General features: G+C 66.5%; 18 protein-coding genes and 1 pseudogene. 5 read left to right on the forward strand and 14 right to left on the reverse strand.

Annotated features, from left to right (window positions below; translation table 11 throughout):
• The first annotated feature begins 50 nt into the window (after positions 1-50).
• Complete coding sequence (locus ABRZ00_RS04475) at positions 51-1,067, forward strand: papain-like cysteine protease family protein (protein WP_368640982.1); 1,017 nt, start codon at positions 51-53, stop codon at positions 1,065-1,067.
• Between the two features lie 51 nt (positions 1,068-1,118).
• Here the strand turns inward: ABRZ00_RS04475 and ABRZ00_RS04480 are convergent, their stop codons facing one another.
• The 11 genes from ABRZ00_RS04480 to ABRZ00_RS04530 form a co-directional block, all read right to left on the reverse strand.
• Positions 1,119-3,701: a cation:proton antiporter gene (locus ABRZ00_RS04480; RefSeq protein ID WP_368640981.1), complete on the reverse strand. Its 2,583-nt coding sequence runs from the start codon at positions 3,699-3,701 to the stop codon at positions 1,119-1,121.
• A 355-nt stretch (positions 3,702-4,056) separates the two neighbouring features.
• Positions 4,057-4,962, reverse strand: a complete 906-nt coding sequence (gene rpoH, locus ABRZ00_RS04485) for an RNA polymerase sigma factor RpoH (protein ID WP_343837708.1) — start codon at positions 4,960-4,962, stop codon at positions 4,057-4,059.
• Positions 4,963-5,074: 112 nt separating this feature from the next.
• Complete coding sequence (locus ABRZ00_RS04490; RefSeq protein ID WP_343837705.1) at positions 5,075-5,926, reverse strand: endonuclease/exonuclease/phosphatase family protein; 852 nt, start codon at positions 5,924-5,926, stop codon at positions 5,075-5,077.
• A 16-nt stretch (positions 5,927-5,942) separates the two neighbouring features.
• Positions 5,943-7,736, reverse strand: a complete 1,794-nt coding sequence (gene aspS, locus ABRZ00_RS04495) for an aspartate--tRNA ligase (protein ID WP_343837703.1) — start codon at positions 7,734-7,736, stop codon at positions 5,943-5,945.
• Positions 7,737-7,767: 31 nt separating this feature from the next.
• A complete protein-coding gene (locus tag ABRZ00_RS04500; RefSeq protein WP_368640980.1) occupies positions 7,768-8,418 on the reverse strand; it encodes a DUF502 domain-containing protein in 651 nt (216 codons plus the stop codon).
• Between the two features lie 11 nt (positions 8,419-8,429).
• A complete protein-coding gene (locus ABRZ00_RS04505) occupies positions 8,430-8,705 on the reverse strand; it encodes a zinc ribbon domain-containing protein (protein WP_343837699.1) in 276 nt (91 codons plus the stop codon).
• 51 nt (positions 8,706-8,756) lie between these two features.
• The gene (locus ABRZ00_RS04510; protein ID WP_368640019.1) at positions 8,757-10,034 is read right to left on the reverse strand and encodes a putative Na+/H+ antiporter; all 1,278 of its coding nucleotides are present in this window, start codon (positions 10,032-10,034) and stop codon (positions 8,757-8,759) included.
• A 32-nt stretch (positions 10,035-10,066) separates the two neighbouring features.
• Entirely contained in the window at positions 10,067-11,680 is a 1,614-nt protein-coding gene (locus ABRZ00_RS04515) for a GMC family oxidoreductase (protein WP_368640979.1), read from the reverse strand.
• 100 nt (positions 11,681-11,780) lie between these two features.
• Positions 11,781-12,734: a 4-hydroxybenzoate octaprenyltransferase gene (gene ubiA / locus ABRZ00_RS04520; protein ID WP_368640978.1), complete on the reverse strand. Its 954-nt coding sequence runs from the start codon at positions 12,732-12,734 to the stop codon at positions 11,781-11,783.
• Positions 12,731-13,939, reverse strand: a complete 1,209-nt coding sequence (locus tag ABRZ00_RS04525; RefSeq protein WP_368640977.1) for a PLP-dependent aminotransferase family protein — start codon at positions 13,937-13,939, stop codon at positions 12,731-12,733. Before ABRZ00_RS04525 ends, ubiA begins: the two co-directional genes overlap by 4 nt.
• A 158-nt stretch (positions 13,940-14,097) precedes the next feature.
• Positions 14,098-15,027, reverse strand: a complete 930-nt coding sequence (locus tag ABRZ00_RS04530) for a patatin-like phospholipase family protein (RefSeq protein ID WP_368640976.1) — start codon at positions 15,025-15,027, stop codon at positions 14,098-14,100.
• A 250-nt stretch (positions 15,028-15,277) separates the two neighbouring features.
• Between ABRZ00_RS04530 and ABRZ00_RS04535 the strand changes: the two genes are divergently transcribed.
• Positions 15,278-16,375 carry a YncE family protein gene (locus ABRZ00_RS04535; protein WP_368640975.1) on the forward strand — a complete coding sequence of 366 codons (1,098 nt, stop codon included), beginning with the start codon at positions 15,278-15,280 and terminating at the stop codon, positions 16,373-16,375.
• 43 nt (positions 16,376-16,418) lie between these two features.
• Complete coding sequence (locus ABRZ00_RS04540; RefSeq protein WP_368640974.1) at positions 16,419-18,596, forward strand: TonB-dependent receptor; 2,178 nt, start codon at positions 16,419-16,421, stop codon at positions 18,594-18,596.
• A gap of 47 nt (positions 18,597-18,643) precedes the next feature.
• Here the strand turns inward: ABRZ00_RS04540 and ssb are convergent, their stop codons facing one another.
• Positions 18,644-19,129: a single-stranded DNA-binding protein gene (ssb, locus tag ABRZ00_RS04545; protein WP_343837685.1), complete on the reverse strand. Its 486-nt coding sequence runs from the start codon at positions 19,127-19,129 to the stop codon at positions 18,644-18,646.
• 129 nt (positions 19,130-19,258) lie between these two features.
• Positions 19,259-20,452 (reverse strand): MFS transporter, encoded by a 1,194-nt coding sequence (locus tag ABRZ00_RS04550; protein ID WP_368640973.1) that lies wholly within the window; start codon positions 20,450-20,452, stop codon positions 19,259-19,261.
• A gap of 147 nt (positions 20,453-20,599) precedes the next feature.
• Here ABRZ00_RS04550 and uvrA point away from each other — a divergent pair, with 147 nt between their 5' ends.
• Entirely contained in the window at positions 20,600-23,518 is a 2,919-nt protein-coding gene (gene uvrA, locus ABRZ00_RS04555) for an excinuclease ABC subunit UvrA (protein WP_368642785.1), read from the forward strand.
• On the opposite strand, the gene ABRZ00_RS04560 is transcribed toward uvrA, so the two are convergent.
• Positions 23,515-26,229, reverse strand: coding sequence for a diguanylate cyclase (locus ABRZ00_RS04560; RefSeq protein ID WP_368640972.1), 2,715 nt, complete (start codon positions 26,227-26,229; stop codon positions 23,515-23,517). The two genes, uvrA and ABRZ00_RS04560, sit on opposite strands and share 4 nt — an antisense overlap.
• Positions 26,230-26,328: 99 nt before the next feature.
• Here ABRZ00_RS04560 and ABRZ00_RS04565 point away from each other — a divergent pair.
• Positions 26,329-26,613: pseudogene (locus ABRZ00_RS04565) on the forward strand (response regulator); the annotation flags it as partial.
• Positions 26,614-26,864 lie beyond the last annotated feature (251 nt).

The following is a 26,864-nucleotide window of genomic DNA, read 5'->3' on the forward strand; positions in this document are numbered from 1 at the left end:
CGTAAATTTCTGCCCTCAATGTCAAACCTCCTTTTGTCGGAGACACAAACATGAGCCTACAGTCATTAAGCAGCACAGTGGGTGCACTGAAGCCCGAATCCGTTTCCACTGAAAACCTGATTCAGCCCAAGAAAAGCGGCATGGATATTTTCCTGAGCGTGGTCACGTTCGGCATCTACGCGCTCTACAAAAGCAGCGCGGAAGAAAAGACACGCAACGAACTGCTTGACTTGGGCAAGGCATTCTTGCAATGGGATCCGGCGCGTCCCGACCTCCCCTTGTCCATCGAGATCCGGGGCAAGTCATACGAACTATCCGATACTGCATCGAACAGCGTACGGATTCTGGACACACGCACCGGCAGCGCCAAAGAGATCGATGGCCTGAGCCTGAAAGACATCCGCACGACGATTTTCTCCGATCTGATGCATCACCAGGACTTCTTCGAAGCGATGGAGCAACGGATGGCTCGCGACTCCTCCGTTCGCGTAGACCTGCACGGCATGCGTCAGGAACGCGCCAATGCATGCGGCGATGCCAGCATCAGCATGATTCTGAAATATCACGGGCAGGATTACGCCCCAGCCACGAACTCCCGCCCCCTGCTCGAAGGCCGCTACAAAGATGAAGTCCTTGAGACACTGGGCAAGCAGCAGTTACGGCCACAAGAGGTGCAACCGCGACACCACCAATCTTATTCATGCGACGATATCCGCACGGGACTCAAAAACGGCCCGCTTCTCTGCACCCTGACCGGACACTTCGTCGTGGTCTACGGCGTCAACCAGGCGCAAGGTCGGGTCGACATCTACTGCCCCCTGCTCGGCGAGCGCTGCTGCAGCATACAGGATCTCAACGAACATCTCGACTGGGACGACGATACGCTGCCTCTGATCGGGTTCCAGCTGAATAAGACCGATACGACCTCGCCCTCGCAGGGGACAAGCCTGGATCCAGACTTTCGTCCAGGCATCATTGATCGATTAGGGGTTCAGGTGCTCAAAACCGGCTATGGCATCGGCAATGGCTGGCTCAAGACACCGGAAGCCTTCGAGAAAACGCTGTAAGCCCGAGCCGGGCTGTTCCGCAGATTGGGCACGCCCTTGCGGACGCCGGTCTCACGGACATGCGGGTTCGCCGCTGCCATCGCCTTGCACCAGCGGCGCCGCCGCCCGTCCCAGGTCCGGCAGCGGTTCGTGCTGGCGCTCACCGGACTCGAACTGCCGCCAGACCTCCATCGCCCGCAGGCGTTGACGCACGATCAGATCGATCTTCTCGCGCAGCATGGGATAACGCTGCTGCAGGCGCTTGAAATCTCGTTCCTGCAGCATCAGCAAACGGCTATAGCCCAACGACCGGGCGCGCGCCTGGAAATCATCATCCATGGCCAGCGCCATTTCCCCGAAGATCTGTCCGCTGCCCAGTTCCGCCGTGGTGCCGTCCGGCAGATCCAGGACCACGGCGCCCGAAGCCACGAAATACATGGCGCGGCTGCGCCCGGAACGAGTGTGGATTTCCTGGCCAGGCATGAACAACCGGGGCTTGAGCACGCGGCGGATGGCCGCCATGGTCCGCGCGTCCATACCTTCGAACATCGACACCCGCTGCACCAGGGATGCCGCGCTCATGGTGATGTCCAGCGCGCCGGGCCTTTCCATGGTGCTCCAGCGCGCATCGGCCTGCTGGATCAGGTCGGAATAGGTTTCCCCGCTGATGAGATTGTGCGCCAGCATGTCGCGATAGCGGATGCGTTCCATGGAGCGCGCCATGCGCGCGAGATAGGCTTCCTGCAGATGCTGGGCGTAATTGGGATACTGCAGCGCCAATGCCTGCAGCGCGCCTTCCAGCAGCGTCAGGCGGCGCTGGTGCGCGGCGATGATGATTTCCGTGACCTCGGCCCCCAGCAGCGGCTGCACGTCGGTGCGGGCGAACTGGATCAGACGCCGCGCCACCGACCACTTGCACATCAGGTTCGTGAACCGCTGGGCCAGTTCGCGCACCAGCAGGCCCTGCCAGCCGGTCAGGTAGTGCAGCCGCAGTCCCAGGCGCAGCGGGAGCGAATACCGCAGATCGCCTTCGACGGCGGCCTCGAAACCGCGCAATCCCCCGGAGCGCACCGCATCGCCCAGCCGCTCGGCGCGCGCCAGCAGGGATTCGGCCGTCCGCCAGTCCACGACCTGGGCCTTGAGCGTCTCGAAGAACATTTTCTCTTCGCGGCCCGCCAGCATGCCCATGCCAACGGCAACCTTCTGGTCCAGGGACAACTGATGCACCTGCGCCGCATCCACGCCGGTCTGACTGGCGTCGAACACCGCATGCAAGCGATCCAGGACTTCGCCGCCGACGTGTTCGTTGTGGGCGATCTCGTCGATCTTCAGACGCAGCGCTTCGAGCTCCACGACCTGGGCCTGATCGCGCAGGGCGCGGTCCACCGGCGAAAGCTGGTTCAGACCCAGCCGGTGGATCAGGGGCCGCAGAGTCAACCCATTGATGAACAGCGTCATGAGCACGAACCCGGTCGTGGCCACGGCGATGAACTGCCGGGCCTCGTGCGGCACCGCCGGCTGCTCCGTGACGGCCAGGGCCAGGGCCAGCGACACGGCGCCGCGCAAGCCGCCCAGCAGCATCACGGCCCGGTAGGATGGGCTGACCTCGGTGCTGAGCCGCACGCGCCCCAGCAAGGGCAGCAAGCCATAGACAATGACCGCGCGCGCGCACAACGTCACGATGAACACGACGAGGATCAGCAGGACTTCCATCCAGGTGATTTCCGCCATCATGCGCGGAATCAGCATGGCGGCGAACAGGAAGATCAGGGAATTGGCCCAGAAGCCGAACTGCGCCCAGGAACCCTCGAGCTGCTCGAAGGTCGTGGGCGACATGCGCGTGCGCCCGCTGGAGCCCACCACCAGCCCGGCGATCACGGTGGCCACCACCCCCGAAACCCCCAGGTAGTGCTCCGCGACGAAAAAAGTCAGGTAGGCCAGCGCCACGGTCAGCGTCACCTCGGCCGTGGGCCAGCCGCGCAGCCAGCGGAACAGCTCGATGGCCGCCCGTCCCATGACGAAGCCGGCCAGCCCGCCGCCCAGGAAGCTGACCATGAAGCTGCGGAAGATATCCGTCACCGCGGGCGTGGTGCCGCCCAGCAGGACGCTGAGCAGCACCGAGTACAGGGCGATCGAAGCCGCATCGTTGAACAAGGCCTCGCCCTCGACCAATGTCGTGAGGCGGCGCGGCGCGCCGACTTCGCGGAAGATGCCCACGACCGCCACCGGGTCGGTGGTGGCGACGATGGCGCCCAGCATCAGGCAGATCACCAGTCCATAGGTGGAAATCGCGGCCAGCGAGAACCCGACTGCCACGGTGCAGACCACGACGGCCACAATGGCCATCACCAGGATCGGGCTGATGTCGTCCATCAGCCGCCTCAGGTTCGTGGCCAGCGCCGTCTCGAACAGCAGCACCGGCAGGAAGACGAACAGGAAAGTCTCCGAAGAAATCTCGAAATGCTGCAGCGTATCCAGAAAGTCGGCCACGAGGCCCGGCGCCCAGCCATGCACGTGGATGATGACGCCCAGGATGAAACCCACGATGGCCAGCAGAACGGAATAAGGCAGGCGCAACCGCCCCGCCAGCGGCGGCATGAAAGAGACCAGGGCCAGAAGGCCAGCCAGGCCGAACACTAAAAGGCCGATTTTCATGATGGGAGGATGAGATTGGAACGCCCGGGTGATATGTTACAGGCCTGGAAACCCGGTTTCCCAGAAAAATTCGCACAAAAAAAAGGGATGCCTGGCGGCATCCCGTGAACATCCGCTTCGATAGGGAGGGGAAGAGGAGAAGCAGAAGCGGACGACAGAACGCGGGAGCCGGCGAAGCCGGCGTACGTTCATGGAGTGTTGGTCCGTCCGCCGAGCCAAAAGTTCACGTCCGCAGCGGGAAAGATGCAAGAGAGTATGACTGGCCGGTGCGCGGCGCACGAAACGATTCCACACGACACCGGGCAGCGGTGCGAGCGGGTTCCGGCCTCGCCTGGCGCCGGGCAGGCAACGAGGCTCAGGCCGCCTGAAAATCGGCTTGCCGGCCGCTCAGCGCGGTACGCAGCTTCTTCAGGGCGGCGGCCTCGATCTGGCGGACCCGTTCGGCGGAAATCCCGTACTCGGCGGCCAGATCGTGCAGCGTGGCGCCGCCCTCGTCGGCCAGCCAGCGGGCGCGCACGATGTGCTGGGAACGCGCGTCCAGGGACGACAGGGCGTGCTCCAGGCCTTCGCCCTGCAGCGTATCCATGCTGCGACGCGCCAGCACCTGATCGGGCGCCTGGGCCTCGTCGGCCAGCCAGTCGGACGGCGCGTAGCGGTCCTCGTCGTCGGAGGGCGCATCCAGGGCGAAATCGCCGCCTGACAGGCGGACTTCCATTTCGGTGACGTCCTCGGGGCGCACATTGAGTTCGCGGGCGATGTCGGCCACCTGATCCGGCCCCAGGCTGCGGCCATCGGGCCGCATGCGGCGCAGATTGAAGAACAGTTTGCGCTGCGCCTTGGTGGTGGCGACCTTGACCAGCCGCCAGTTGCGGATCACGTACTCGTGGATTTCGGCGCGGATCCAGTGCACGGCGAACGACACCAGCCGCACGCCCCGATCAGGATCGAAGCGCCGCACGGCCTTCATCAGGCCGATGTTGCCTTCCTGGATGAGGTCGGCGTGCGCCAGGCCGTAGCCCAGGTACTGGCGGGCGATGGAAACCACCAGCCGCAGGTGCGACAGAATCAGATCGCGCGCGGCGCCCAGGTCGTTTTCGTCGCGCAGGCGGCGGCCCAGGTCGGTTTCCTGCTCCGCGGTCAGCATCGGCAGCCGGTTTACGGCGCCGATGTACGCATCGATGGTGCCGAGCGCTCCGGGATTGGCGATCGCCAGCGACAACTGGGACGGCGCGAGCGACAGGGCGGACGAAGAAGAACTCATCGTGACAATGTCCTCGTACTGAATGAATTCATGTTAGCACTCCTCGTGAAAGAGTGCTAATTCCAAGGTAACAAACATTAGACTTGCCCTGGAGCGGGAAGTTCCGCTGGCTTCAGGGCAGTTCGAGCTCCGCCACCAGCGGGGCGTGATCAGACAATTTTTTCCAGGGCGAACCGTGCAGCACCCGCGCGCGGCGCACGGCAAAGCCGCGCTGGTAGATGCGATCCAGGCGCAGCCAGGGGAACACGGACGGAAACGTGCGCGGCGGTGGCGTCAGGCGCGCCAGGCCGTTGATGGACAGTTCGGGCAAGGGGTGCATGGCCTGCCCCGGCCGCCAGGCCATGCGTTCGCGCAAGCGCGTCACGGTGCGGCGCAACCGATAGATCTCGCCCGAGCCCTGAGGGGCGGCGGCGAAGACCTCGACCAGCCCCAGTTGCTCGACGAACAGCGGCGCCAAGCGGTTGGTCCAGTCATTGAAATCGCCGGCGATCAACAAGGGTTCGTGCGCGGGCACCAGGCGCTGGATGCGATCAGCCAGCGCCTGTACCTGGCGCGACCGGCCACCCGCCAGCAGGCCCAGGTGCACCACCAGACAATGCACCTGCACATCGCCGACCTGCACCACGCCATGCAGCAGGCCGCGTTGCTCCAGGCGGTGGTCGGATACATCCTGGTTCTCGTGGTACAGAATGGGGTAGCGCGACAGCAGCGCATTGCCGTGGTCGGTCGCCTGGTGCACGGCGTTGCACCCGTAGGCGGCCTGCATGTGCAGGGCGGCGGCCAGGGATTCGTGCTGGGCGTCCAGGCTGCCGCGCACCTGGTTGCGGCCCTGGACTTCCTGCAGGAACAACAAATCAGGCTGCAAGCCGTACAGGCCCAGCCGCAGGTCGGCCAACGACTCCCGCCCACCCGTGGCCGAGCGGCCCTTGTGGATGTTGTAGCTGACGACCCGCAGGACGGGCATGGCCGGCTCCTCCGCCCTACTTGGCTTCCGTCTGGCGCAGCCGGATGTGCAGTTCACGCAACTGCTTTTCATCCACGGACGACGGAGCCTGCGTCAGCAGACATTGGGCGCGCTGCGTCTTGGGGAAAGCAATCACGTCGCGGATGGATTCGGCCCCCGCCATCAAGGTCACCAGGCGGTCCAGGCCGAAAGCCAGGCCGCCGTGCGGCGGCGCGCCGTACTGCAGGGCATCGAGCAGGAAGCCGAATTTCAGGCGGGCTTCTTCCTCGTCGATCTTCAGGGCCTTGAAGACCTTGCGCTGGACATCGGCGCGGTGGATGCGCTCGGAACCGCCGCCGACCTCCCAGCCGTTCATGACCATGTCGTAGGCGCGCGCCAGGGCCTTGCCCGGTTCGGTTTCCAGCAGATCCTCGTGGCCGGGCTTGGGGCAAGTGAAAGGATGATGCGCCGCCGTATAGCGGCCTTCACCCTCGTCGTACTCGAACATGGGGAAATCCACCACCCACAGCGGTTTCCAGCCCGGCTCGAACAGCCCGTTGGCGCGGCCGAACTCGCTCTGGCCGATTTTCACGCGCAAGGCGCCGATGGCATCGGCGACGACCTTGGCGCGGTCGGCGCCAAAGAAGATCAGATCGCCGTTCTGTGCGCCGGTGCGCTCGATCAGGGCGCGCAGCGCGTCGGCATGGATATTCTTGACGATGGGCGACTGCAGGCCCTCGGGAATCGAGGCGGCGTCGTTGACCTTGATGTACGCCAGGCCGCGCGCACCGTAAATGCCGACGAACTGGGTGTAGGCATCGATCTCGCTGCGCGGCAGGCTGCCGCCGCCGGGCACGCGCAGGGCCACCACACGGCAGGCCGGATCATTGGCCGGGCCGGCGAAGACTTTGAAGCTCACGTCGCGCATCAGGTCGGCCACATCGGTGAATTCCAGCTTCACGCGCAGGTCGGGCTTGTCCGAGCCGAAGCGGCGCATGGCTTCTTCCCAGCTCATGGTGGGGAAGGGATCGGGCAGGGCCACGTCCAGCACCTGGCGGTAGATCTCGCGCACCATGCCCTCGAAGATCTCGCGGATCTGGACTTCATCCAGGAAGGACGTTTCGCAATCGATCTGGGTGAATTCGGGCTGGCGGTCGGCGCGCAGATCTTCGTCGCGGAAGCACTTGGTGATCTGGTAGTAGCGGTCGAAACCCGACACCATCAGCATCTGCTTGAACAGTTGCGGCGACTGGGGCAGCGCGAAGAACTCGCCCGGATTCACCCGCGAGGGCACCAGATAGTCGCGCGCGCCTTCGGGCGTGCTGCGGGTCAGCATCGGGGTTTCGATGTCGATGAAGCCGAGGGCGTCGAGGTAATTGCGCGCCACCATGGATACGCGATAGCGCAGCATCAGGTTGCGCTGCATTTGCGGGCGGCGCAGGTCCAACACCCGATGCGTCAGGCGCGTGGTCTCGGACAGATTGTCGTCGTCCAACTGGAACGGCGGCGTGACCGAGGCGTTGAGGATCTCGATCTCGCGGCACAGGATTTCGACCTCGCCCGACAGCAGGTCGGGATTGGTGGTCCCGGCGGGGCGCAGGCGAACCAGGCCGGTGATCCGCAGGCAGTATTCGTTACGGATCCGCTCTGCGGTTTCGAACGCGGTCTGATTGTCCGGATCCACCACCACCTGGGCCAGGCCCGCGCGGTCGCGCAGGTCGATGAAAATCACGCCGCCATGGTCGCGGCGGCGATGCACCCAGCCAAACAGGGTGACGGTCTGGTCGAGGTGGGCTTTGGACACCTCGCCGGTATAGCAAGTGCGGTTCAAGAATGGCTCCGTCAGAGGAATTGTTCGAGATTCAATGGGGCCGCCGGTCGGGGGATTCCACGGCCGGCAGATCCATCTGTGCCTGGGGTGGCAGGGCGGGCGGCGCCACCACGCCCATGGACACGATGTACTTCAGTGCCGTTTCAACCGGCATGTCGAGCACCCGGACATCGGCGCGTGGCATCATCAGGAAAAAGCCCGACGTCGGGTTGGGCGTCGTCGGCACATAGACGCTGACGAAATCGCCGTCGAGCAGCGCGGCGACCTCGGCACAAGGGGTGCCGGTCAGGAAACCGATGGTCCAGGCGCCCTGGCGCGGATACTGCACCAGCACGGCCTCGCGGAAGGCCTGACCGTTGGGCGCGAACACGGTGTCGCTGACCTGCTTGACCGAATTATAAATGGAGCGCACTAAAGGGATGTGTCCCAGCAGGGATTCCCAGCGCGACAAGAGGGCGCGGCCGATGAAATTGGCGCAGCACAAGCCGGTGACGAGGATGATCGCCAGGACCAGCGCCAACTCGAAACCCGGAATGGCGACTCCGAACAGCGCCTCGGGCGACAGGAACGAGGGCACCAGCGAACCGAGCGTGCTGACCAGCACGGCCAGCACCCAGAGGGTGGCCACCAACGGCAGCCAGATCAGCAGGCCGGTGATGAAATAGCGTTTTAGAAATCGCATGGGTCCGGGTGTCAGCCCGACGTCGCCGCGGGCGTGGCGGGGGCGCTGCCGCTGCTGGACGAGGCCCCGCCCGCCGCATCGGCGGCTTTCGGCGCGGGTTTTCCGCCCCCGCGAAAATCGGTTTCATACCAGCCGGAGCCCTTCAGGCGGAACCCGGCCGCCGTCACCTGCTTTTCGTAGGCGTCCTGCCCGCAAGCCGGGCAGGTCTTGAGCAACGGATCGGAGAGCTTCTGCAGCACGTCCTGCTCATGACCGCAGCGGCTGCAACGATAGGCATAGATAGGCACAGCACTTCATTCCAAAAAGATCGACCGTCTGGATTTTAATCCCAAGCCGCGTCAACCAAACGAATTGGGCAGCAGGAACATCACGGCCGCGATCAGCGTCGGCACGGCCGCGGCGCCGAGCAGGCGCAACGGCGAGATGGTTCCGTCGCCGAAGCACCCCTTCAGGATGGAAAAACCGGCCGGATTCGGGGCGTTGGCGATCACGGTCAGGCCGCCGCCCGTCACGGCCCCGGCCACCAGCATGTAGCGCCAGAGATCGCCGGTGCCTTCGACCAGCGACCCCAGATAGGTCAGGGCAGCATTGTCGGTGACCGCCGTCAGGGCCGTGGCCCCCACAAACAAGATATAGGGAGACAGACCGCCCAGCAGATCCTGAAGCCACCATTGCTGCAGGCCGCCCAGCACCACCAGGCCCGCCAGGAAGAAACCGACCATCAGCCCTTCGCGCAGCAGCAGGGGCGATTGATGCCGCTTGTAGGCATGGGCATAGCCGATGAACAGCACCAGCAGGGCCATGAAGATCTGCATATGATGCGAAGACAGCACGACGCCCAGCAGGAACAGCACGTGCACGGCCATGACCACGGGCGATACCGGCGGGCGGCGCTCGCCCTCGTCTTCCGGCACGCCGATGCTGCCGTTGAGCAGGAACGGCCTGCAGATCAGCGTCAGCCCCAGCCCGTTGACCAGCACCGCAAGCGCCGCGCGCCAGCCGAAATGCGTCGCCATGAAGGCCGTATCCCAGCCGAAGGTATGGGCCACCATCAAGACCGGCGGCGCGGCGTAGGCCGTCAGCACCCCGCCAATGGACACATTGACGAACAGCACGCCGACGGTCAGGTACTTGAACCCGTCCTGGCCGGGCCGGCGGAAGTACGCCTGGCGCAGCAGCAGGGCCGCCAGGGTCATGGCGGCCGGCTCCGTGATCAGTGAGCCCGCCAATGGGACCAGCGTCATGATGACGAAGAAACGCGACAGCTCGCGCGCCACCGGCAGCAGGCGCGACACCAGGTCGACCAGCAGGCGGACCAGCTCGATGATGGGCCGGCTGGCCGCCACCACCATGATCACGAACACGAAGGCCGGCTCGGTGAAGTTACGTGTATCGAGGTATTCGACCGCGTCCTTCACGCCCAGGGTCAGGCCCATCCAGACGAACAGCGCACAGGCCCAGACACCGAACACGGCCTCGACCTCGGACAACAGGTGCCACAGGCCCGCGTGCGGTCCGCCCCGGTTGGCCAGGCGCGCGAAAACGGGAACGGAAAACGTATGGATGATGGCGATGGCAAATAGAATGCTTGCCACAACCTCGGTATGACTGACCATGTCCGGGTCCTGTGGAGAGACTGAAAGGGGAGTCAGGCACCGCCCAGAATCAGGTGAGCGCCTTTTTCGGCAATCATGATCGTCGGCGAATTGGTATTGCCCGAAGTGATGACCGGCATGATGGATGCATCGATCACCCGCAGGTTCTCAAGGCCCCGGACACGCAGTTCCGGGTCCACCACGGCCAACGGATCGACGCCCATTTTACATGTCCCCACCGGATGGAAAATGGTGGTGCCGATATCGCCCGCCGCCGCCTCCAGTTCGGCCTGCGTCTGGACCGCGTCGCCCGGCAGGTATTCGCTGGGCTGGTAGCGCGCCAACGCGGGCTGGGCCATGATGCGCCGCGTCAGGCGCAGGGCGTCGGCCGCCACGGCGCGGTCCTCGGGAGTCTGCAGATAATTGCAGAGAATGTCCGGCGCATCGGCGGCATTGGGCGACGTCACGCGCACATAGCCGCGGCTGCCGGGCTGCAGATTGCAGACCGAGGCCGTCAGGGCCGGGAAGTCGTGCAGGGGATCGCCGAACTTGTCCAGCGAAAGAGGCTGGACGTGGTATTCCAGGTTGGACCGTTGCCGCGACGGATCCGAACGCGTGAAGGCGCCCAGTTGCGAGGGCGCCATGGACAGCGGGCCGCTGCGCAACAGCGCGTACTGCAGCCCCATCCAGGCCTTGCCCCACCAGGCGTTGGCCAGGGTATTCAAGGTGCGGGCGCTCCGCAGGCGGTAAATCATGCGCAGTTGGAGATGATCCTGGAGATTCTCGCCCACGCCGGGCAGATCCAGCACCATCGGAATGCCGAGCTTGCGCAGGCGCTCGGCGGAGCCCACGCCCGAGACCTGCAGCAGTTGGGGCGACCCGATCGCCCCGGCCGACAGGATGAGCTCCCGCCGCGCCACGGCTTGCAGGCGGCCGCCGTCGACCACGCAGTCGACCCCGGTGGCCCGGCGCCCCGAGAAGCGGATGCGCTCCACCCGGGCACCGGTCATCACGCGCAGGTTCTCCCGGTGCATGACGGGACGCAGGAAGGCCTTGGCGGCATTCCAGCGCACACCCCGCCGCTGGTTGACCTCGAAATAGTTGCAGCCAGTGTTGTCGCCCCGGTTGAAGTCGTCGGTGCTCGGGATGCCCGCCTGCGCCGCCGCTTCGCGGAAGGCATCGAGCACTGCCCAGCGCAGGCGCTGGGGCTCGACCCGCCAGGTGCCCGAGGCGCCGTGAAATTCGCTGGCCCCCGCATGGTGGTCTTCCACGTCGAGAAACAACGGCAACACGTCGGACCAGGCCCAGCCGGGATTGCCGAGCGCCGCCCAGCCATCGTAGTCGGCGGCCTGACCGCGCAAGTAGAGCATGCCGTTGATCGAGGACGAGCCGCCCAGGACCCGGCCGCGCGGATAGCCCAGAGAACGATGGTTCAGCCCTGGATCAGGCAGGGTGTGGTAGCACCAGTCCGTGCGCGGGTTGCCGATGCAATGCAGATAGCCGACCGGGATATGGATCCAGCGCCAGTCGTCGACACCGCCCGCTTCGAGCAGCAGGACGCGGTGCGAACGGGACAGGCGGTTGGCCAGCAGGCAACCGGCCGAACCGGCCCCCACGATGACGTAATCGAATTCCAATGCGTCGGCATCCGGTGTTCCTGCGCTCATGGCTGATGGTCTCCAGCGGGGTCTTCGAGCGGCCCCTTTCTGCCCTCAGTCTAGCGGGAACGCCAGACCGGCGCCATCGCGAGGCCCCGCCCCGGATTTTCTACAGCCAGGGGCGCAGCACCGTTCCGGCCAGGGCGGCGACAATCAGCAGCACGCCGACCTGCATATTGGAGCGGAACAGGCGCAGCCCGCGCTCCGGATGGCGCACGTCGAACACCCGCATCTGCCAGATGAAATGGCCGGCGATGGCGGCCATGACCAGGTAGTAGGGCCAATCCATGCCCATGCCCCAGCCCGCCGCCAGCCACAGGGCCGCCGTCGCGGCATACATGCCGCCGATCCAGACCCGCCCCCGGTCGCCAAAGCGCATCGCCACCGACTTCAGGCCCAGCATGCGGTCGTCGCGCAGATCGATGTAGGCATAGATGGCGTCGTAGCCGATCTGCCACAGCACCGCCCCCAGCCACATGGCCACGGCATACCAGGGCACCGCATCGCGCGTGTCGGACCAGGCCATCAGCATGCCCCAGTTGAAGGCCGCGCCCAGCACGGCCTGCGGCCAATAGGTGAAACGTTTGCACAGGGGATAGATCACCACCAGCGGCATCAGCGCCAGCGCCAGCCAGCGGCTGGTGGCGTTGATGGCCAGCAACAGCGTGGCGCTGACCAGCAACTGCGCGAAAACGAACCAGAGCGCCGCCCGCAAGGTGATCTGGCCGCTGGTCAGGGGGCGGAAGCGCGTGCGCTCGACCCGGTGGTCGAAATCGCGGTCGAAGATGTCGTTGAAGGTGCAGCCCACGCCGCGCAGCAGCAGCGCCCCCAGAGAGAACACCACGAGGCGCCACAGGGTGGGCAGGCCGTCGGCCGCCTGGACCAGCGCGGCCAGCGCCGGCAACAAGGTCAGCCAGGTTCCGACGGGCCGGTCCAGCCGGCACAGGCGCGCATACGGCCCCCAGGACGCGGGCAGCCAGCGGGCCACCCAGTCGTCGAACCGCATGTCCGAGAGGTCGGAGCCGGCCTGCCCCGGACCGGAGGGGGTGCCGCCCGCCGTCATTCTCGCGCGGGCGCCGGACCGATCAGCTCGCCCAGCGTGCGCACGCCGTGGCGGATGCGGTCTTCAGGCACGGTCACGAAACTCAGCCGCAGGGTGTTGGACGGCGCATCGGCGCCGGCATAGAACGGCGCGCCCGGCACAAAAGCGACGTTGCGCTGGATCGCCGCCTGCAGCAATTGCGTGGTGTCGATGGATGGGCGCAGCGTGACCCAGATGAACATGCCGCCTTCCGGGCGCGTCCAGCGCGCGTCGGCGGGGAAGTATTCCTGCAGGGCGTCGAGCATGTAGCCGCACTGGCGACGGTAGAGTTCGCGCACTTTGGGCAGGTGCTCGCGCAAGAAGCCGTTGCGCACAGCCTCGTAGACCGCCATCTGGGTGACCGTCGCGGTGTGCAGGTCGGTCGCCTGCTTGATCTGCACGAGCTTGGAAATGATGTGGCGCGGCGCCACGACATAGCCCAGGCGCATGCCGGGCGCGAGAACCTTGGAGAACGTCCCCAGGCGGATGACCGTGGCGCCCGCCGGGCGGCCGAGCTCAAGCAGGCCTGGCTGCGGTTCCCCCGCGTAGCGCAATTCACCGTAGGGATCGTCTTCGATGATGGGCAAGCCCACGGCGGCACAGCGTTCGACCAGGGCCTGGCGGCGCGCGCGGTCCAGCGTCAGGCCGGTGGGATTCTGGAAATTGGGCAGCACGTAGATGAACCGCGCATCCCGGACCAGGCCATCGCTCAAGGCCTCGGGCACCAGGCCGCGCTCATCGGTGGGGACGGCCCGGTATTCCGGCTGGAACTGGGAAAACGACTGCAGCGCCCCGAGATAGCTGGGAGCCTCGACCAGAACGGGCGAGCCCTGGTCGATGAACAGCTTGCCGAGCATGTCCAGCGCTTGCTGAGAGCCCGATACGATCAGGACTTCCTCGGGATCGACGGCCAGGCCCGGACGCGACAGATCCTGGGCCACCCATTCACGCAGCGGCGTGTAGCCCTCGGTGCGGCCGTACTGCAGCGCCGTGGCGCCCTGGGTGGACAACACCCGGTCGAAGGCCGCCCGCAATTCGGGGATCGGAAACCCTTCGGGCGAAGGCAAGCCGCCGGCAAACGAGATGACCTCGGGCCGTTCGGTGATCTTGAGGATTTCGCGGATGGCCGAACTGGTCAGCTGATTGGCGCGATGGGAAAAAAGCGTGCGGGAGACGGACGTGTCCATGATTGATTCCGAATGGGAGCCTGCCTTGTGGGCCGACTGATTGGAAATTGCCGGCCTACCCGGATCCGCGGGCGGTCGGCGCAGGTGAAGCTGGCTATATTAAATCACGCGCGACCCGGCGGCCATGAGGGTTTTCAGAAACCCCGGAAAACCGGCCTTCACGGGGATGGCCTCGTCTCCTGCCCGAGCATCTCCCGCAACTCGGGCAATGCCCGCCGCGCCGCGCGCTCGCCCTCGTCGATCGCGATCGATGCGCGGTGATAATCCATCAGGGCGAAATCGGCCAGCCGGGGCCGGATCAGCACGTCCGCCGGCTCGCCTGCAAGGCGGCTGCGCGTAATGCGCACCTGCATGATGTTCAGGCTCATGCTCAGCACATCGAAGATCGACGGCAGGCCCGGCGTTTCGGACGCCCCGCCCCGGGCGCCCCCGAACCCCAGGGGCAGCCTGCTCAGCACCGAGGCCAGGGCGCCGGAAGGCGCGGCCTCGGGGGCCGCTGCGGGCGTTTCGTCCGGCTTGAAGTGACGCCCGATCAGCTCCGAATTCAGATCCACCGCAATCACGACATCCGCCCCCATCGCGCGGCACAGGGAGACCGGCACAGGATTCACCAGCGCGCCGTCGACCAGCAGGCGCGACTCGCGCCGCACGGGCGTGAACAGCCCGGGCAAGGCTGCGGAAGCGCGCACGGCGTCGATGACGGAACCCTCGCGCAGCCAGACTTCGCGCCCCGTGGCCAATTCGGTGGCGACCGCCCCGTAGGGCCTGGGCAGCGCGTCGACGGTCTTGTCATCCAGGTGCGAGCGCAGAAAAGAAAACAGTTTTTCGCCGTGGATCAAGCCGCCTGTGATGGTGAAATCCAGCAGGCCCACGACGCCCTGCCAAGTCAGGCTGCGCACCCAGGCCTCGAATTTCTCCAGTTGCCCGTCCGCATAGACCGCCCCGACCAGGGCGCCGATCGAGGTTCCGCAGATGATGTCCGGCACGATGCCGGCCTCTTCCAGAATGCGGATCACGCCGATGTGCGACCAGCCGCGCGCCGACCCGCTGCCGAGGGCCAGTCCGATCCGGGGCCGGGGTGCATTCATGGAAATCCTCGCTGGGCGCGCCGAGTGGTCATCGCTCACGTTGTAGCACAGGCGTGAAGGCCCGGCATCGCGCTGAAACCGATTCTTGACCAAGCCTCGCCCGCATCCCTATACTTCGCTCAAGCCTTAAATATTGATAATCGTTCTCATTAGTTAAATCAATTCTATTCAATATCTATCCGGCGCACTGCTTCCCTGCGCCCGGCCCGCCTTCCGTCGGAAGGCCCCCATCGTCCTCCTCAGGCTCTCCATGCGCTCATCTTCACTTCTTTCAACCGTGTCTTTCGCCGCCGCCCTCACGCTGGCCCTGTTCTGCAGCGGAGCCGCCCGCGCAGCGACCCTTGCGGAGTTGACCGGCGTGCAGCCCGTGATCATCACGGCCGATGGCGCCACCCGGCGCCCCGTGGCCCCGGGCATCTACGAGGCGGCCTACAGTCCGGCCGCCAAGGCGCTTTACATCGCCTCTGCGGAAGCCGTCACGGGCGTCAACGGCGGCATGATCTACAAGATCGACCCGGATACGCTCCAGACGTTGGGCATCACCCACACCGATGAGAAGAACTTCGGGCTGGCAACCGATCCGGCCGGCAAGACGCTCTACATCACGAACAGTCTCGGCCACGGAGTCAGTGCGATGGACACCGGGACAGGCCGCATCACCGCGCGCACGACATTCCCCGGAATCGGCAAGGATGGATTCCCCTACGGTCCTCGTCAGGTCATCTACGATGCACAGCAAGACGGCATTTATGTCGGCGCCGTGGGCAACCCCGGCAAGATCTGGCTGCTCGACGCCAAGACGCTGGACACCAGGGCCACCATCGACAATGCGGGCAAATGGGTCACGGGACTGGCGCTCGATCCGCAGGCCCACCGCCTATACGCGGCCAATGGCGACGGCGAGATCGTCGTCGTCGATACCCGGAAAAACGAAATCGCCGACCGCTGGACTCCGGGCGACGGCAAGGAATGGCTGCTCTTGAACGTAGCGCTGGATGCCGCACGCCATCGCCTGTTCGTGACCGACAACTCCAAGTCCAAGACCGTGGCGATCTTCGACACCCGCACCGGCAAGCTGACCGGCCGCATCGACATCGGAGACTCGCTGGACATCGCCTTCGACCGGCAGCGCGACACTCTGTACGTCACGCACCGCCAACAGGGCACCCTCAGCGCCATCGACGCCGGCAGCCTGCACGTCACCAAGACCTACGCGCTGCCCGAGTTGCCCAACAGCATCCTGCTGCGCCCCGACGGCAAGGCCGCTTACGTCACGATCAAGACTCCGCATCAGAAAGATTACTCCGCCGCCGGCGACGGCAGCATCGCCCGCATCACGCTGCCCTGAGGCGCCCCCATTTCCCTCCCGCCAATACGCCATCCCCTATCCAATGACCGATTCCAGGCCTGTTCCCGCACTCCTCCCGATCCGCAACCCGCGCCTCAACGACACATTGCGGCCGCTGCTGTGCGGCGCCGCCACCGCAAGCCTCCTGCTGGCGTCGAGCGCCGCGGCGCAAACCGCGGCGACGGCCACGCTGTCGCCCATCACCATCCAGGGCGAACGGGGCTCATCGGAACTGCCCCCGCCCTACGCCGGCGGGCAAGTCGCCCGGGGCGGCAGCCTGGGCATTTTGGGCACCGCCGACGCCCTGGACACGCCTTTCAGCACGGTCAACTACACCGCACAGATGCTGGAAGACATCCAGGCCCGCACCTTGGCCGATGTCATCGTGAATGACGCTTCGGTCCGCGCCACGACGTCCACAGGGGGATTCGGCGAAGACTTCACGATCCGGGGCTTTCCGATCACCACGGGCGACACAGGCCTGAATGGCCTGTACGGCCTGCTCCCGGCCAACCGGATTCCCATGGAAATGGTCGAGCGGGTCGAACTGCTCAAAGGGCCCGGCACCCTGATGCGCGGCATTCCGCCCAACGGCGGTATCGGCGGCAGCGTCAATATCGTCACCAAACGCGCGCAGGACGAGCCGCTGACCCGGTTGACCACAACCTATGCCAGCAAGGCCAATCTGTCCTCCCACCTGGATGTGGGCCGGCGGTTTGGCGAGGATCATGCCTGGGGCGTGCGCTTCAATGGCGTGCTGCGCGGCGGCGAGGCGTCCATCAACGGGGGCGGCCAGAAACTAGGTCTGGGCGCGCTCGCGCTGGATTATCGGGGCAGCCGGTTGCGCTGGTCGCTGGACGCCCTCTACCAGGACGACGATATCGATGGTTTCCGGGGGCAGATGTCTTTCACCGGCTTGCCAGCCGTACCCGACGCCCCCGATGGCCGGATCACTTTCTACCCGGACGCCAGACTGCTCCAGCGAGACCGGACGGTCGCCTCCCGGCTGGAGTACGACCTGACCGATGCCCTGACGGTCTATGCAGGCCTGGGCTACCGGGACAACACCGTCAAGCAGGAATTCCCCATTTCCCTCGCGCCGCGTACGGTCGAAGGCGACTTCAACGTGATGAACACGTACTACGACTCCTACTCCAAGACCTGGAGCGGCGACATCGGCCTGAAGGCGCGCTTTACCACGGCGGGCATCGGGCACGCCCTCACGCTCGGCGCCACCCGCCTGGATCAGGAGGCCGGCAATGCCTATTCTCCGGGCACGGTGATCGTCCCGTCCAACATCTACGATCCCTCGCCTCTGCCCCCGAGCGCGGCGGTGCGGCAAGACATGCGGCGCGCCGCGGAAACGACGCTGGAAAGCCTGGCGATCGCCGACACGCTTTCCTTCGCCCAGAACCGGATGCTGCTGACGCTGGGCGCACGCCGCCAGACCGTCATCAATGACGGCTACGACACGACGACCGAAGCCCGGACCAGCCGCTACAAGGCCAGCGCGGTCTCCCCCGTGGCCGGATTCGTCATCAAGCCGCTGGACGATCTCTCACTGTACGGCAACTACACGGCGGGCCTGACCAGCGGCCGCATCGTAGGCCCGGGCTACGCCAACACCGGCGAAATCCTCGCCCCCTACAAATCCAAGCAATACGAGGCTGGCGTCAAGATGGACTGGGGCCGCCTGACGACCACGCTGGCGGTCTATCAACTGGCCCGCCCCTCGGCCCAGGCCAATGCCGGGAATGTCTACGGCTACTTCGGCGAACAGCGCAATCGCGGCCTGGAATTATCCGCGTACGGCGAAATCCGGCCCGGCCTGCGCGTGCTGGCCAGCGCCGCTTTCGTGCAAGGCCGTCTGACCAAGACCCCCGGCGGCCTGCATGAGGGCAATTCAGCGCCGGGCGTGCCCCGCCAGGCATTCAACCTGGGGCTGGATTGGGATGCCCCCTGGCTCAACGGCCTGAGCCTGAACGGCCGGGTGGCCCACACCTCGTCGATCTACCTCGACAGCGCCAATACTCTTGAGCTCCCCAGTGTGACGACGTTCGGGTTCGGCGCCCGCTATCGCACGAAGGTGGCAGGCAAGGCGGTCGTCCTGCGGGCCGACGTCGACAACCTGACGAACGAGCGCTACTGGCTGGCCAGCGGCACGTTCGCCACCAACGGCGCCGGCCGCACGGTCATGCTCTCCGCCTCCGTGGATTTCTGAAGCCCCGCGTCCGTTCGATGGCGACGTATTCCTGAGCCAAGCGGGTTCTAGAACGGAATATCGTCGTCCATATCGGACAGGTTGCTGGCCGGAGCCGCCGCCGGAGCGGCGGGACGGGGCTGCTGTTGCTGCTGCGGCGCGCGCCGGGCCGGCGGCTGGGAGAAGCCGCCCGAATCGCCGCCCGAGTCGCCGCTATCGCGGCCGCCCAGCATCTGCATCTGGTCTGCGACGATTTCGGTGCTGTAGCGGTCGGCGCCGGTTTCCTTGTCTTGCCATTTGCGGGTCTTCAAGCGCCCCTCGACGTAGACCGCGCGGCCCTTCTTGAGGTATTCGCCGGCGATCTCGGCCAGGCGGTTGTAGAACACCACGCGATGCCACTCGGTTTCTTCACGGCGCTCGCCCGAGGCCTTGTCCTTCCATTGGGAGGTCGTGGCGATGGAGACATTGCAGATGGCGGCGCCGTCCGGGCTGTAGCGGACTTCGGGGTCGCGCCCCAGGTTGCCGACGAGAATGACTTTATTGACGGAGGCCATGGCGGAAAATCCTGTAGTGAACGATGTGGCTGCCATTATCGGAGACTGAAGCCGCCCTGGGCACATCGAAATGCATCAAATGATCATTATCGCCTACGCGGGTCAACCCCTACAAGCAGCCCCGCCAGCTCAGGACCCCTTGAATCCGCGCGCCGTAAACAGCCACACCGCCGCCAGCATGGCGCCGGCCCAGAACACCAGAGACGCGCCGCCGCTGCGCGCCAGGAATCCACCCAGCAGCCCGCCGGCGAACACGCCCAGGGACTGGGCGGTGTTGTAGAACCCCAGCGCCAGGCCCTTGTAGGCGGGCGGCGCCACGCGCGAGACCAGCGAGGGCTGCAGGGCTTCGAGGATATTGAAGGCCACGAAGAAGGCGATGAAGGCCGCCACGACCAGCCAGAAGGAGCCCGTCAGCCAGGGCAGCAGGCCCAGCACCACGGCCAGGCCCAGCACCGCCCACTCGAGCGCGGGCTTGTGCGCCTTGTGCGTCTCGGTGTAGAAGACGGCCGGCACCATGAGGACGAAGGACGCCAGGATGACCGGCAGGTAGATTTGCCACAGGGTGGCGGAATCGTAGCCCCCCAGGCTGCCCAGCAGGCCGGGCGCCACCATGAACAGCGACATCAGGATGAAGTGCAGGCAGAAGACGCCGAAATTCAGGCGCAGCAAGTCGCGATGGCCCAGCACGTCGCGCACCGTCGCCTGGACGATGTCGGCTTCGGAACGCGGCACATCGGGGACGAAGAACATCGCGATCAGCAGGCAGACGAAGCCCAGCAGGCTGATGGCCCAGAACAGCCCCGACAGGCCGAACTCGCCCACCAGCAGCGGAGAGAGCACCAGCGACAGCGCAAAGGAGAGCCCGATGGACCCACCCACCATGGCCATGGCGCGCGTGCGGACCTCGGGGCGGGTGGCATCGGCGATCCAGGCGGTGATGGCGGCCGACACCGCCCCCAGGCCCTGGATCACGCGCCCGACCGTCACCCAGTCGACGTCGTTGGTCAGGGCGCAGATCACCCCGCCCGCCACGAACAGCAACATGCCGAATACGATCACGGGGCGCCGACCGTAGCGGTCGGAGGCCATGCCCAGCGGTATTTGCATGACCGCCTGGGTCAGGCCGTACGCCCCCAGCGCGAGCCCCACCCGGACCGGATCGTCGCCCCCGATCAGGGCGCCCGCCGCGACGGCGAAGATGGGCGTCAGCAGGAACAGCCCCAGCATCCGGGCGGCAAACAGCGTCGCCAGAGCGATGCTGCTGCGTCGTTCCAGGGGGGTCAGGCGAAGCGGGGGCGTGCGCGGACGGGAAGATGCGGACATGGAGACGCCAAAAGAAGAGGTGCTGCGCGTTATAGTATCAAGTTGGCCTTTGAAAAACCTGAACTCCCCTAGAGACCCTCTGGGCAAGCCTCATGCGAGTCCGGGAATCCAGGACACATGAACGAATCAGGCACAAAGCACAAGAGCATGGACGCCATCAGCATCCGCGGCGCGCGCACCCACAATCTGAAGAATATTTCGGTCGACCTGCCCCGGCGGCAACTGGTCGTGCTGACGGGCCTGTCCGGATCCGGGAAGTCTTCCCTGGCGTTCGACACCTTGTACGCCGAGGGCCAGCGCCGCTATGTCGAAAGCCTGTCGGCCTACGCCCGCCAGTTTCTGCAGATGATGGACAAGCCCGACGTGGACGTCATCACCGGCCTGTCGCCCGCCATCGCCATCGAACAGAAGACCGCCGGCCACAATCCGCGCTCGACCGTGGGCACGGTCACCGAGATCCACGACTACCTGCGTCTTCTATACGCCCGGGTCGGCACCCCCTACTGCCCGGATCACGCTCTTCCACTGCAAGCGCAAAGCGTCAGCCAGATGGTCGACCATGTCCTGTCCCGGCCGGAGGACGCCCGCGTGGCCATCCTGGCGCCGGTGGCGCGCGCCCGCCAGGACGACCTGGCGGCCGAATGCCGCCGCCTGCAGGCGCTGGGCTTCGTGCGGGTGCGCATCCACGGCGTCATCCAGTCGCTGGACGGCGGCCCGCCGCCGGCCGCGTCCGAGCGCCCCTGGGATCTGGACGTGGTCGTGGACCGGTTGCGCGTACGCCCCGACAGCCGCCAGCGGTTGGCCGAAAGCTTCGAGACCGCCCTGGAACTGGCGCACGGCCGCGCCCTGGCGCTGGATCTGGACACGGAGCAGGAGCAAGCCTTTTCCGCCGCCTACGCCTGCCCGGTCTGCGCGCGCGGCATGGGCACGCTGGAACCGCGTCTGTTCAGCTTCAACAACCCGGCCGGCGCCTGCCCGACCTGCAATGGGCTGGGCCAGGTGGAATCCTTCGATCCGGCGCGCGTCGTCGCCTTCCCGGAACTGAGCCTGGCGGCCGGCGCCATCCACGGCTGGGACCGCCGCAACGCCTTCAGCTACGCCATGATGGTGAGCCTGGCGCAACATTACGGCTTCGACCTGGATACCCCTTTCCAGGCGCTGGACCCGGCCGTGCGGCACGACATCCTGCACGGCTCCGACGGCCAGGAAATCGCCTTTCAGTATCTGGGCGAAGGCGGCGTCCCCACCCTGAGGCGGCATGCCTTCGAAGGCATCATCCCCAACCTTGAGCGGCGCTGGCGCGAAACGCATTCCAACGCCGTGCGCGAGGAACTCGGCCGGCTGCGGCATCTGGTTCTTTGCCCGGAATGCCGCGGCGCCCGTCTGTGCGCCGAAGCCCGCAACGTCTTCATCGGTCCGGGAATCTCTGAACACGTCGAGCGCAAGGCGGACGCCGGGGCGGCCGGCTCGGAGGCCCCCACGGATCCGGGCCCGCGGCGCGGCCGCGCCCTGTACGAAATCGAAGCCCTGTCGCTGGCCGACTGCCGGCAGTGGTTCCTCGACTGGACGCCGGACGGCGCCCGGCGCGAGGTCGCCGACCGCATCATCCAGGAAATCCGCGCGCGGCTGGATTTTCTGGTCAACGTCGGCCTGGGCTACCTGGCCCTGGACCGGGGCGCCGACACGTTGTCCGGCGGCGAGGCCCAGCGCATCCGCCTGGCCAGCCAGATCGGTTCAGGCCTGACCGGCGTCATGTACGTGCTCGACGAGCCCTCCATCGGCCTGCACCAGCGCGACAACCACCGCCTGATCGAGACCCTGAGGCAACTGCGCGACCTGGGCAACAGCGTGATCGTGGTCGAGCATGACGAGGACATGATCCGCGCCGCCGACCACGTCCTGGACATGGGGCCGGGCGCGGGCGAGCAGGGCGGCTGCGTGATCGCCCAGGGCTCCCCTGCGGAAATCATGGCGGACCCCCAGTCGCTGACCGGCCAGTACCTGTCGGGCGCCCGGCGGATCGCCATTGCGCCGCGCCGGCCGGTCGGACCCGACCAGGTCTGGCTGCGCGCCCTGGGATGCCGGGGAAACAACCTGCAATCGGTCGACCTGGCCATCCCGGTGGGACGCCTGACCTGCATCACCGGCGTCTCGGGATCCGGGAAATCCACCCTGATCAACGATACGCTGGTGGCCGCCCTGGCCCAGGCCTTGAACCGGGCGCAGGCCGATCCCGCGCCGCACGACCGCATCGAAGGGCTGGGCGCGTTCGACAAGATCATCAGCGTCGACCAGAACCCCATCGGCCGCACGCCGCGCAGCAACCCGGCGACCTACACCGGCCTGTTCACGCCGATCCGCGAGTTGTACGCGGGGGTGCCCGAAGCCCGCCTGCGCGGCTACGATCCGGGGCGTTTTTCCTTCAACGTCAAGGGCGGACGCTGCGAAGCCTGCCAGGGCGATGGCGTGGTGCGCGTCGAAATGCATTTCCTGCCCGACATGTACGTGCCTTGCGAAGTCTGCGAAGGCCGCCGCTACAACCGCGAAACCCTGGACATCCGCTACCGGGGTCTGTCCATCAGCGAGATCCTGGACCTGACGGTGGCCCAGGCCCTGGATCTGTTCCAGGCGGTGCCGGCCGTGGCCCGCAAGCTGCAGACCCTGGCGGACGTGGGCCTGTCCTACATCCGCCTGGGCCAGAGCGCCACGACCTTGTCGGGCGGCGAAGCGCAGCGCATCAAGCTGTCGCAGGAGCTGTCCCGGCGCGGCTCGGAGCGCACCCTGTACGTGCTGGACGAACCCACCACCGGCCTGCACTTCCACGACATCGAAGTGCTGCTGGGCGTGCTGCGGCGCCTGGTGGATGCGGGCAGCACCGTTCTGGTGATCGAGCACAATCTGGACGTGATCAAGACCGCCGACTGGATCGTGGACCTGGGCCCCGAGGGCGGCGCGGGCGGCGGCCGGATCATTGCCCAGGGCACGCCGGAAGCCGTCGCCGCCACGCCCGGCAGCCACACGGGCCGCTGGCTCAAAAGCGTGCTGGCGCAGCAGCCCGGGGCCTAGGAGGGCTCCGCCGCCAAAGGCGCCGAAGCCGCGCGGGCGGCCTCGACACGGTTGCGGCCGTTGTCCTTGGCCCGATAAAGCGCCGCATCGGCCTGGCCGACCAGCGTTTCGGCCGCATGGGCGTCGTCCAGGTCCATCTCCGCCACGCCGATGCTGATCGTGACCCGGCCCGACAAGCCATGCGCATGCGTGATGGCCAGCGCCTCGACGCGGGCGCGGATCTGCCCGGCCAGGTTTCTCGCCGCCTCGACGTCCAGGCCCGGCAGGATCACGGCGAATTCCTCGCCGCCGTAACGCGCCGCCAGATCCCCGGGGCGGCGTACGGATTCGAGCAGGATGCGGGCCACCTGGCACAAGACGACGTCGCCCGCCGGATGCCCGTACTGGTCGTTGTAAGACTTGAACCAGTCCACATCCAGCATCAGCAGGCTCATCGGCCGGCGCTCGCGCCGGGACCGGTCGCCCTCGCGCGCCAGCACCTCGTCGAAATGGCGGCGGTTCGCCAGCCCGGTCAGGCCATCGGTCAGCGACAGGCCGACCAGGCGCTGGTTGGCCTCCACGAGCGCCTGGGTGCGCTCGGCCACTTGGCGTTCGAGATCCCTGGCGTGGCTGCGCTGCCGGCTGGCCATGCGGTCCAGCGCATCCGCCAGAACGACGATCTCGCGCACCGGACTGCGGACCGAGGGGCTGTCGTGCCCTGCGCCTTCGGCAAGCTCCTCGGCCCAGCGGCTGAGGGACAGCAAAGGTCGAGACAGCCACCACGCCGCCAGCAAGGCGGTCACGACCCCGACCACCCAGAAGCCCAGGATCAGCAAACCGATGCGGTTCAAGGCCCGCTCGGCCGGTTCCGCATAGCGGCTTTCCGGCAACGCCAGGGCGATGATCAGCCTGGGGCCATCCGGCAACTGGATCGACTGCCAGCGGGCCAAGAACCGGCGGCCTTCGAACGACAGGGCCTGGCGCCCCTGGCTCAGACCCGACTGCAGAATGCGCGCCCCCAGCAAGCGGGTGCCTTCCGCCTCGCTTTGATCCGCAGACACCCGGCGGGTTTCATCGCCCTCCAGGCGGTAGACCGGCTCGAGACCTGAGCTGGCCAGCAGCGCTCCGCCGGATTCCGCCAGAAAGGCGATGCCTCCGGTACGGCTCATTTCCGCATGCAAGAACCGGCTGATCTGCGACAGCGCCACGTCGGCCCTCAGGACACCAGCCAGTCGGCCATCCGCTCCGCGCAAGGCCACCGACATGCCCATGCCCATACCTTCGAAAAAATTGTCCTGGTGGTGAAAGGCGTAGCGATCGGCCGAATACCAGCCCAGGGTGTCGGTCCGCACAGCGGACTCGAACCACGGCTGCTTGCGCGGATCGAAACGGAGACTGCCGCTGCCCGCCACCGACGTGCTGCGCCGGTTGTCGTCGCCCACGCGGTCGACGCGCAACACGCCGCCATCGCCGGGGTCGGCCTGCAGGACGTGCAGGCTGTGTTCGGCCCCGGTGGGCGGCCGGCCCGCCGCCAGGTAGCCGCCCTCGGCCGTGCCGACGGACAGCAGCGTCAGCAGGGGCTGCTGGCGCAGTTGCAGCAGAAAGCTGCGCAACAGGGCTTCCCGCTGGTCCAGACCGACCAGCCCGCTCTGGACCTGGCCGGCATTGAACGTCGCAGCGGCGCGCGGCACCTCGAAGAAATCGACGACCTTGTTCTTGAGCTGATCCGCCAGTTCATCGACCTGCCCCCGTTCAAGATCCTGGACGGCCTCGATCGAAGCCGTGAACACCAGCCAGCCCGCCAGGCCGACCATCAGCGGCATCGGCGCCAAAGTGGCGGCCAGCAACAGCGTGCGCAGGGACGCCAGGCCATCCCGGCGGCCCGGCCGGGGACATCGCCAGCCGCCGCTGCGATAGAGCACCGCCAGCACCAGAACCAGCGTCACGGCGGCCCCGCCTCCCCGGATCAGCCAGGCGCGCGCGGAATCATCGGCTAGCCCCTTCTTGGGCACGGCGGCCAATTCCCAGACCGCATCCGGCAGCTCGATCACCGCGGCGGCGTGCGGCTGCTCGAACAGCCGGCTGTCGCCGAAAAGCCCATAGAGGGGCTGTGCGGCTTCGCGGCTGCGGATCGCCACATCGAAACCCGCTTCCGCGCCGAGCAGCCCCGCGCGGCGCAGGATCTCTTCGAGATCGACCGTGAGCGCCGTCATGCCCCGGTAATCGCGGTCGTCGCCCTGCGCGACATCGAAGATCGGCATGCGAAAGATCAGGCCGGTCCGGCCAGTCTGCACCAGGCGCGTGGAGCCGTCGATCACGGGCACGCGGTGCCGGATCATGTGGGTGATCTTGGCCATGAACTGGGGCCGCAGGCTGTAATCCAGCCCAAGAATGGGCTCATTGCCGGCGATCGGATAGACGCGTTCGATCCGTAATTTGCGGACGAACACGATGCTGCGGATGTCGGGCCGTTCCTGGGCCATGCGCGGCGCCATCCGGGAAAACGGCCCTTCCTCCGCGCCGGGCTCGGCCGCCAGCGCGCCGGCCAGTTGGCCGTTCAGGTCCTGCAGCACGCGCAGATCGGCCTGCAAGCGCAGAACGCGGTCGTCAAGCTGCCGGCTCACGTCGGCCATGGCCCGCGCATCGCTGCGGGCGCGGTCGAGACGCTCCGCGCCCAGCACCACGGCGATGCCCAGAAGCAGCAGGACCACGACGGACAACGTACGCTTCACCCAGTCCTCCGGCACCCAAGCCCTGTTGCCGGCAGTTTCGCATTTACACACAATTCCCGCCACTATGAAACCCGGATAGCGGACCTTATGATGTGCAGCATGCGCATCCTGTTGATCGAAGACGAATCCGAACTGGCCACGTGGCTGGCTCGCGGCCTGGCCCGCCACGGCGGGTTCACGGTCGACTGGGCCGACGACGCCGAACTGGCCGAACACCGCCTGGCGGTCGAGGAATTCGATGCGCTGATCCTCGACCTGGGATTGCCGGGAATGGACGGCCATGAGTTCCTGCGCCGCCTGCGCGGGCGCGACGACCGCTGTCCGGTGCTGGTGCTGACCGCGCGCGATTCACTGCCCGAGCGCGGCCGCACCGAGCGCGGCGCAGGCCAGGCCACTGACCGGATAACGCGAGGCCAACCCGGCCCGGCCGGCCACGCACACCGATCCGGGCGGCGCCTCCACGCCTATCGCGGACAACATGGACTCCAGCATGCCGACATGATCCGAAGGCGACATCAGGTGTGTCATTGCGCGTCCTCCAATCCAGGGCCCCTCATGCCGCAGCAGCTCTCCACCTCGCGGCTGGCACGCCGCTCGGATTAGCCTGGCACGCGACAGTCCGCAGGGGACTTCTC

It is taken from the genome of Castellaniella ginsengisoli, assembly GCF_040955415.1.
Taxonomy (GTDB): Bacteria; Pseudomonadota; Gammaproteobacteria; order Burkholderiales; family Burkholderiaceae_B; genus Castellaniella; species Castellaniella ginsengisoli.

Excerpts from the sequence above, each read along its gene's own strand:
- ABRZ00_RS04475 (WP_368640982.1), top strand. The coding sequence starts at position 51 with ATGAGCCTACAGTCATTAAGCAGCACAGTGGGTGCACTGAAGCCCGAA.
- ABRZ00_RS04480 (WP_368640981.1), bottom strand. The coding sequence starts at position 3,701 with ATGAAAATCGGCCTTTTAGTGTTCGGCCTGGCTGGCCTTCTGGCCCTG.
- rpoH (WP_343837708.1), bottom strand. The coding sequence starts at position 4,962 with ATGAGTTCTTCTTCGTCCGCCCTGTCGCTCGCGCCGTCCCAGTTGTCG.
- ABRZ00_RS04490 (WP_343837705.1), bottom strand. The coding sequence starts at position 5,926 with ATGCCCGTCCTGCGGGTCGTCAGCTACAACATCCACAAGGGCCGCTCG.
- ABRZ00_RS04500 (WP_368640980.1), bottom strand. The coding sequence starts at position 8,418 with ATGCGATTTCTAAAACGCTATTTCATCACCGGCCTGCTGATCTGGCTG.
- ABRZ00_RS04510 (WP_368640019.1), bottom strand. The coding sequence starts at position 10,034 with ATGGTCAGTCATACCGAGGTTGTGGCAAGCATTCTATTTGCCATCGCC.
- ABRZ00_RS04515 (WP_368640979.1), bottom strand. The coding sequence starts at position 11,680 with ATGAGCGCAGGAACACCGGATGCCGACGCATTGGAATTCGATTACGTC.
- ubiA (WP_368640978.1), bottom strand. The coding sequence starts at position 12,734 with ATGACGGCGGGCGGCACCCCCTCCGGTCCGGGGCAGGCCGGCTCCGAC.
- ABRZ00_RS04525 (WP_368640977.1), bottom strand. The coding sequence starts at position 13,939 with ATGGACACGTCCGTCTCCCGCACGCTTTTTTCCCATCGCGCCAATCAG.
- ABRZ00_RS04530 (WP_368640976.1), bottom strand. The coding sequence starts at position 15,027 with ATGAATGCACCCCGGCCCCGGATCGGACTGGCCCTCGGCAGCGGGTCG.
- ABRZ00_RS04535 (WP_368640975.1), top strand. The coding sequence starts at position 15,278 with ATGCGCTCATCTTCACTTCTTTCAACCGTGTCTTTCGCCGCCGCCCTC.
- ABRZ00_RS04540 (WP_368640974.1), top strand. The coding sequence starts at position 16,419 with ATGACCGATTCCAGGCCTGTTCCCGCACTCCTCCCGATCCGCAACCCG.
- ssb (WP_343837685.1), bottom strand. The coding sequence starts at position 19,129 with ATGGCCTCCGTCAATAAAGTCATTCTCGTCGGCAACCTGGGGCGCGAC.
- ABRZ00_RS04550 (WP_368640973.1), bottom strand. The coding sequence starts at position 20,452 with ATGTCCGCATCTTCCCGTCCGCGCACGCCCCCGCTTCGCCTGACCCCC.
- uvrA (WP_368642785.1), top strand. The coding sequence starts at position 20,600 with ATGGACGCCATCAGCATCCGCGGCGCGCGCACCCACAATCTGAAGAAT.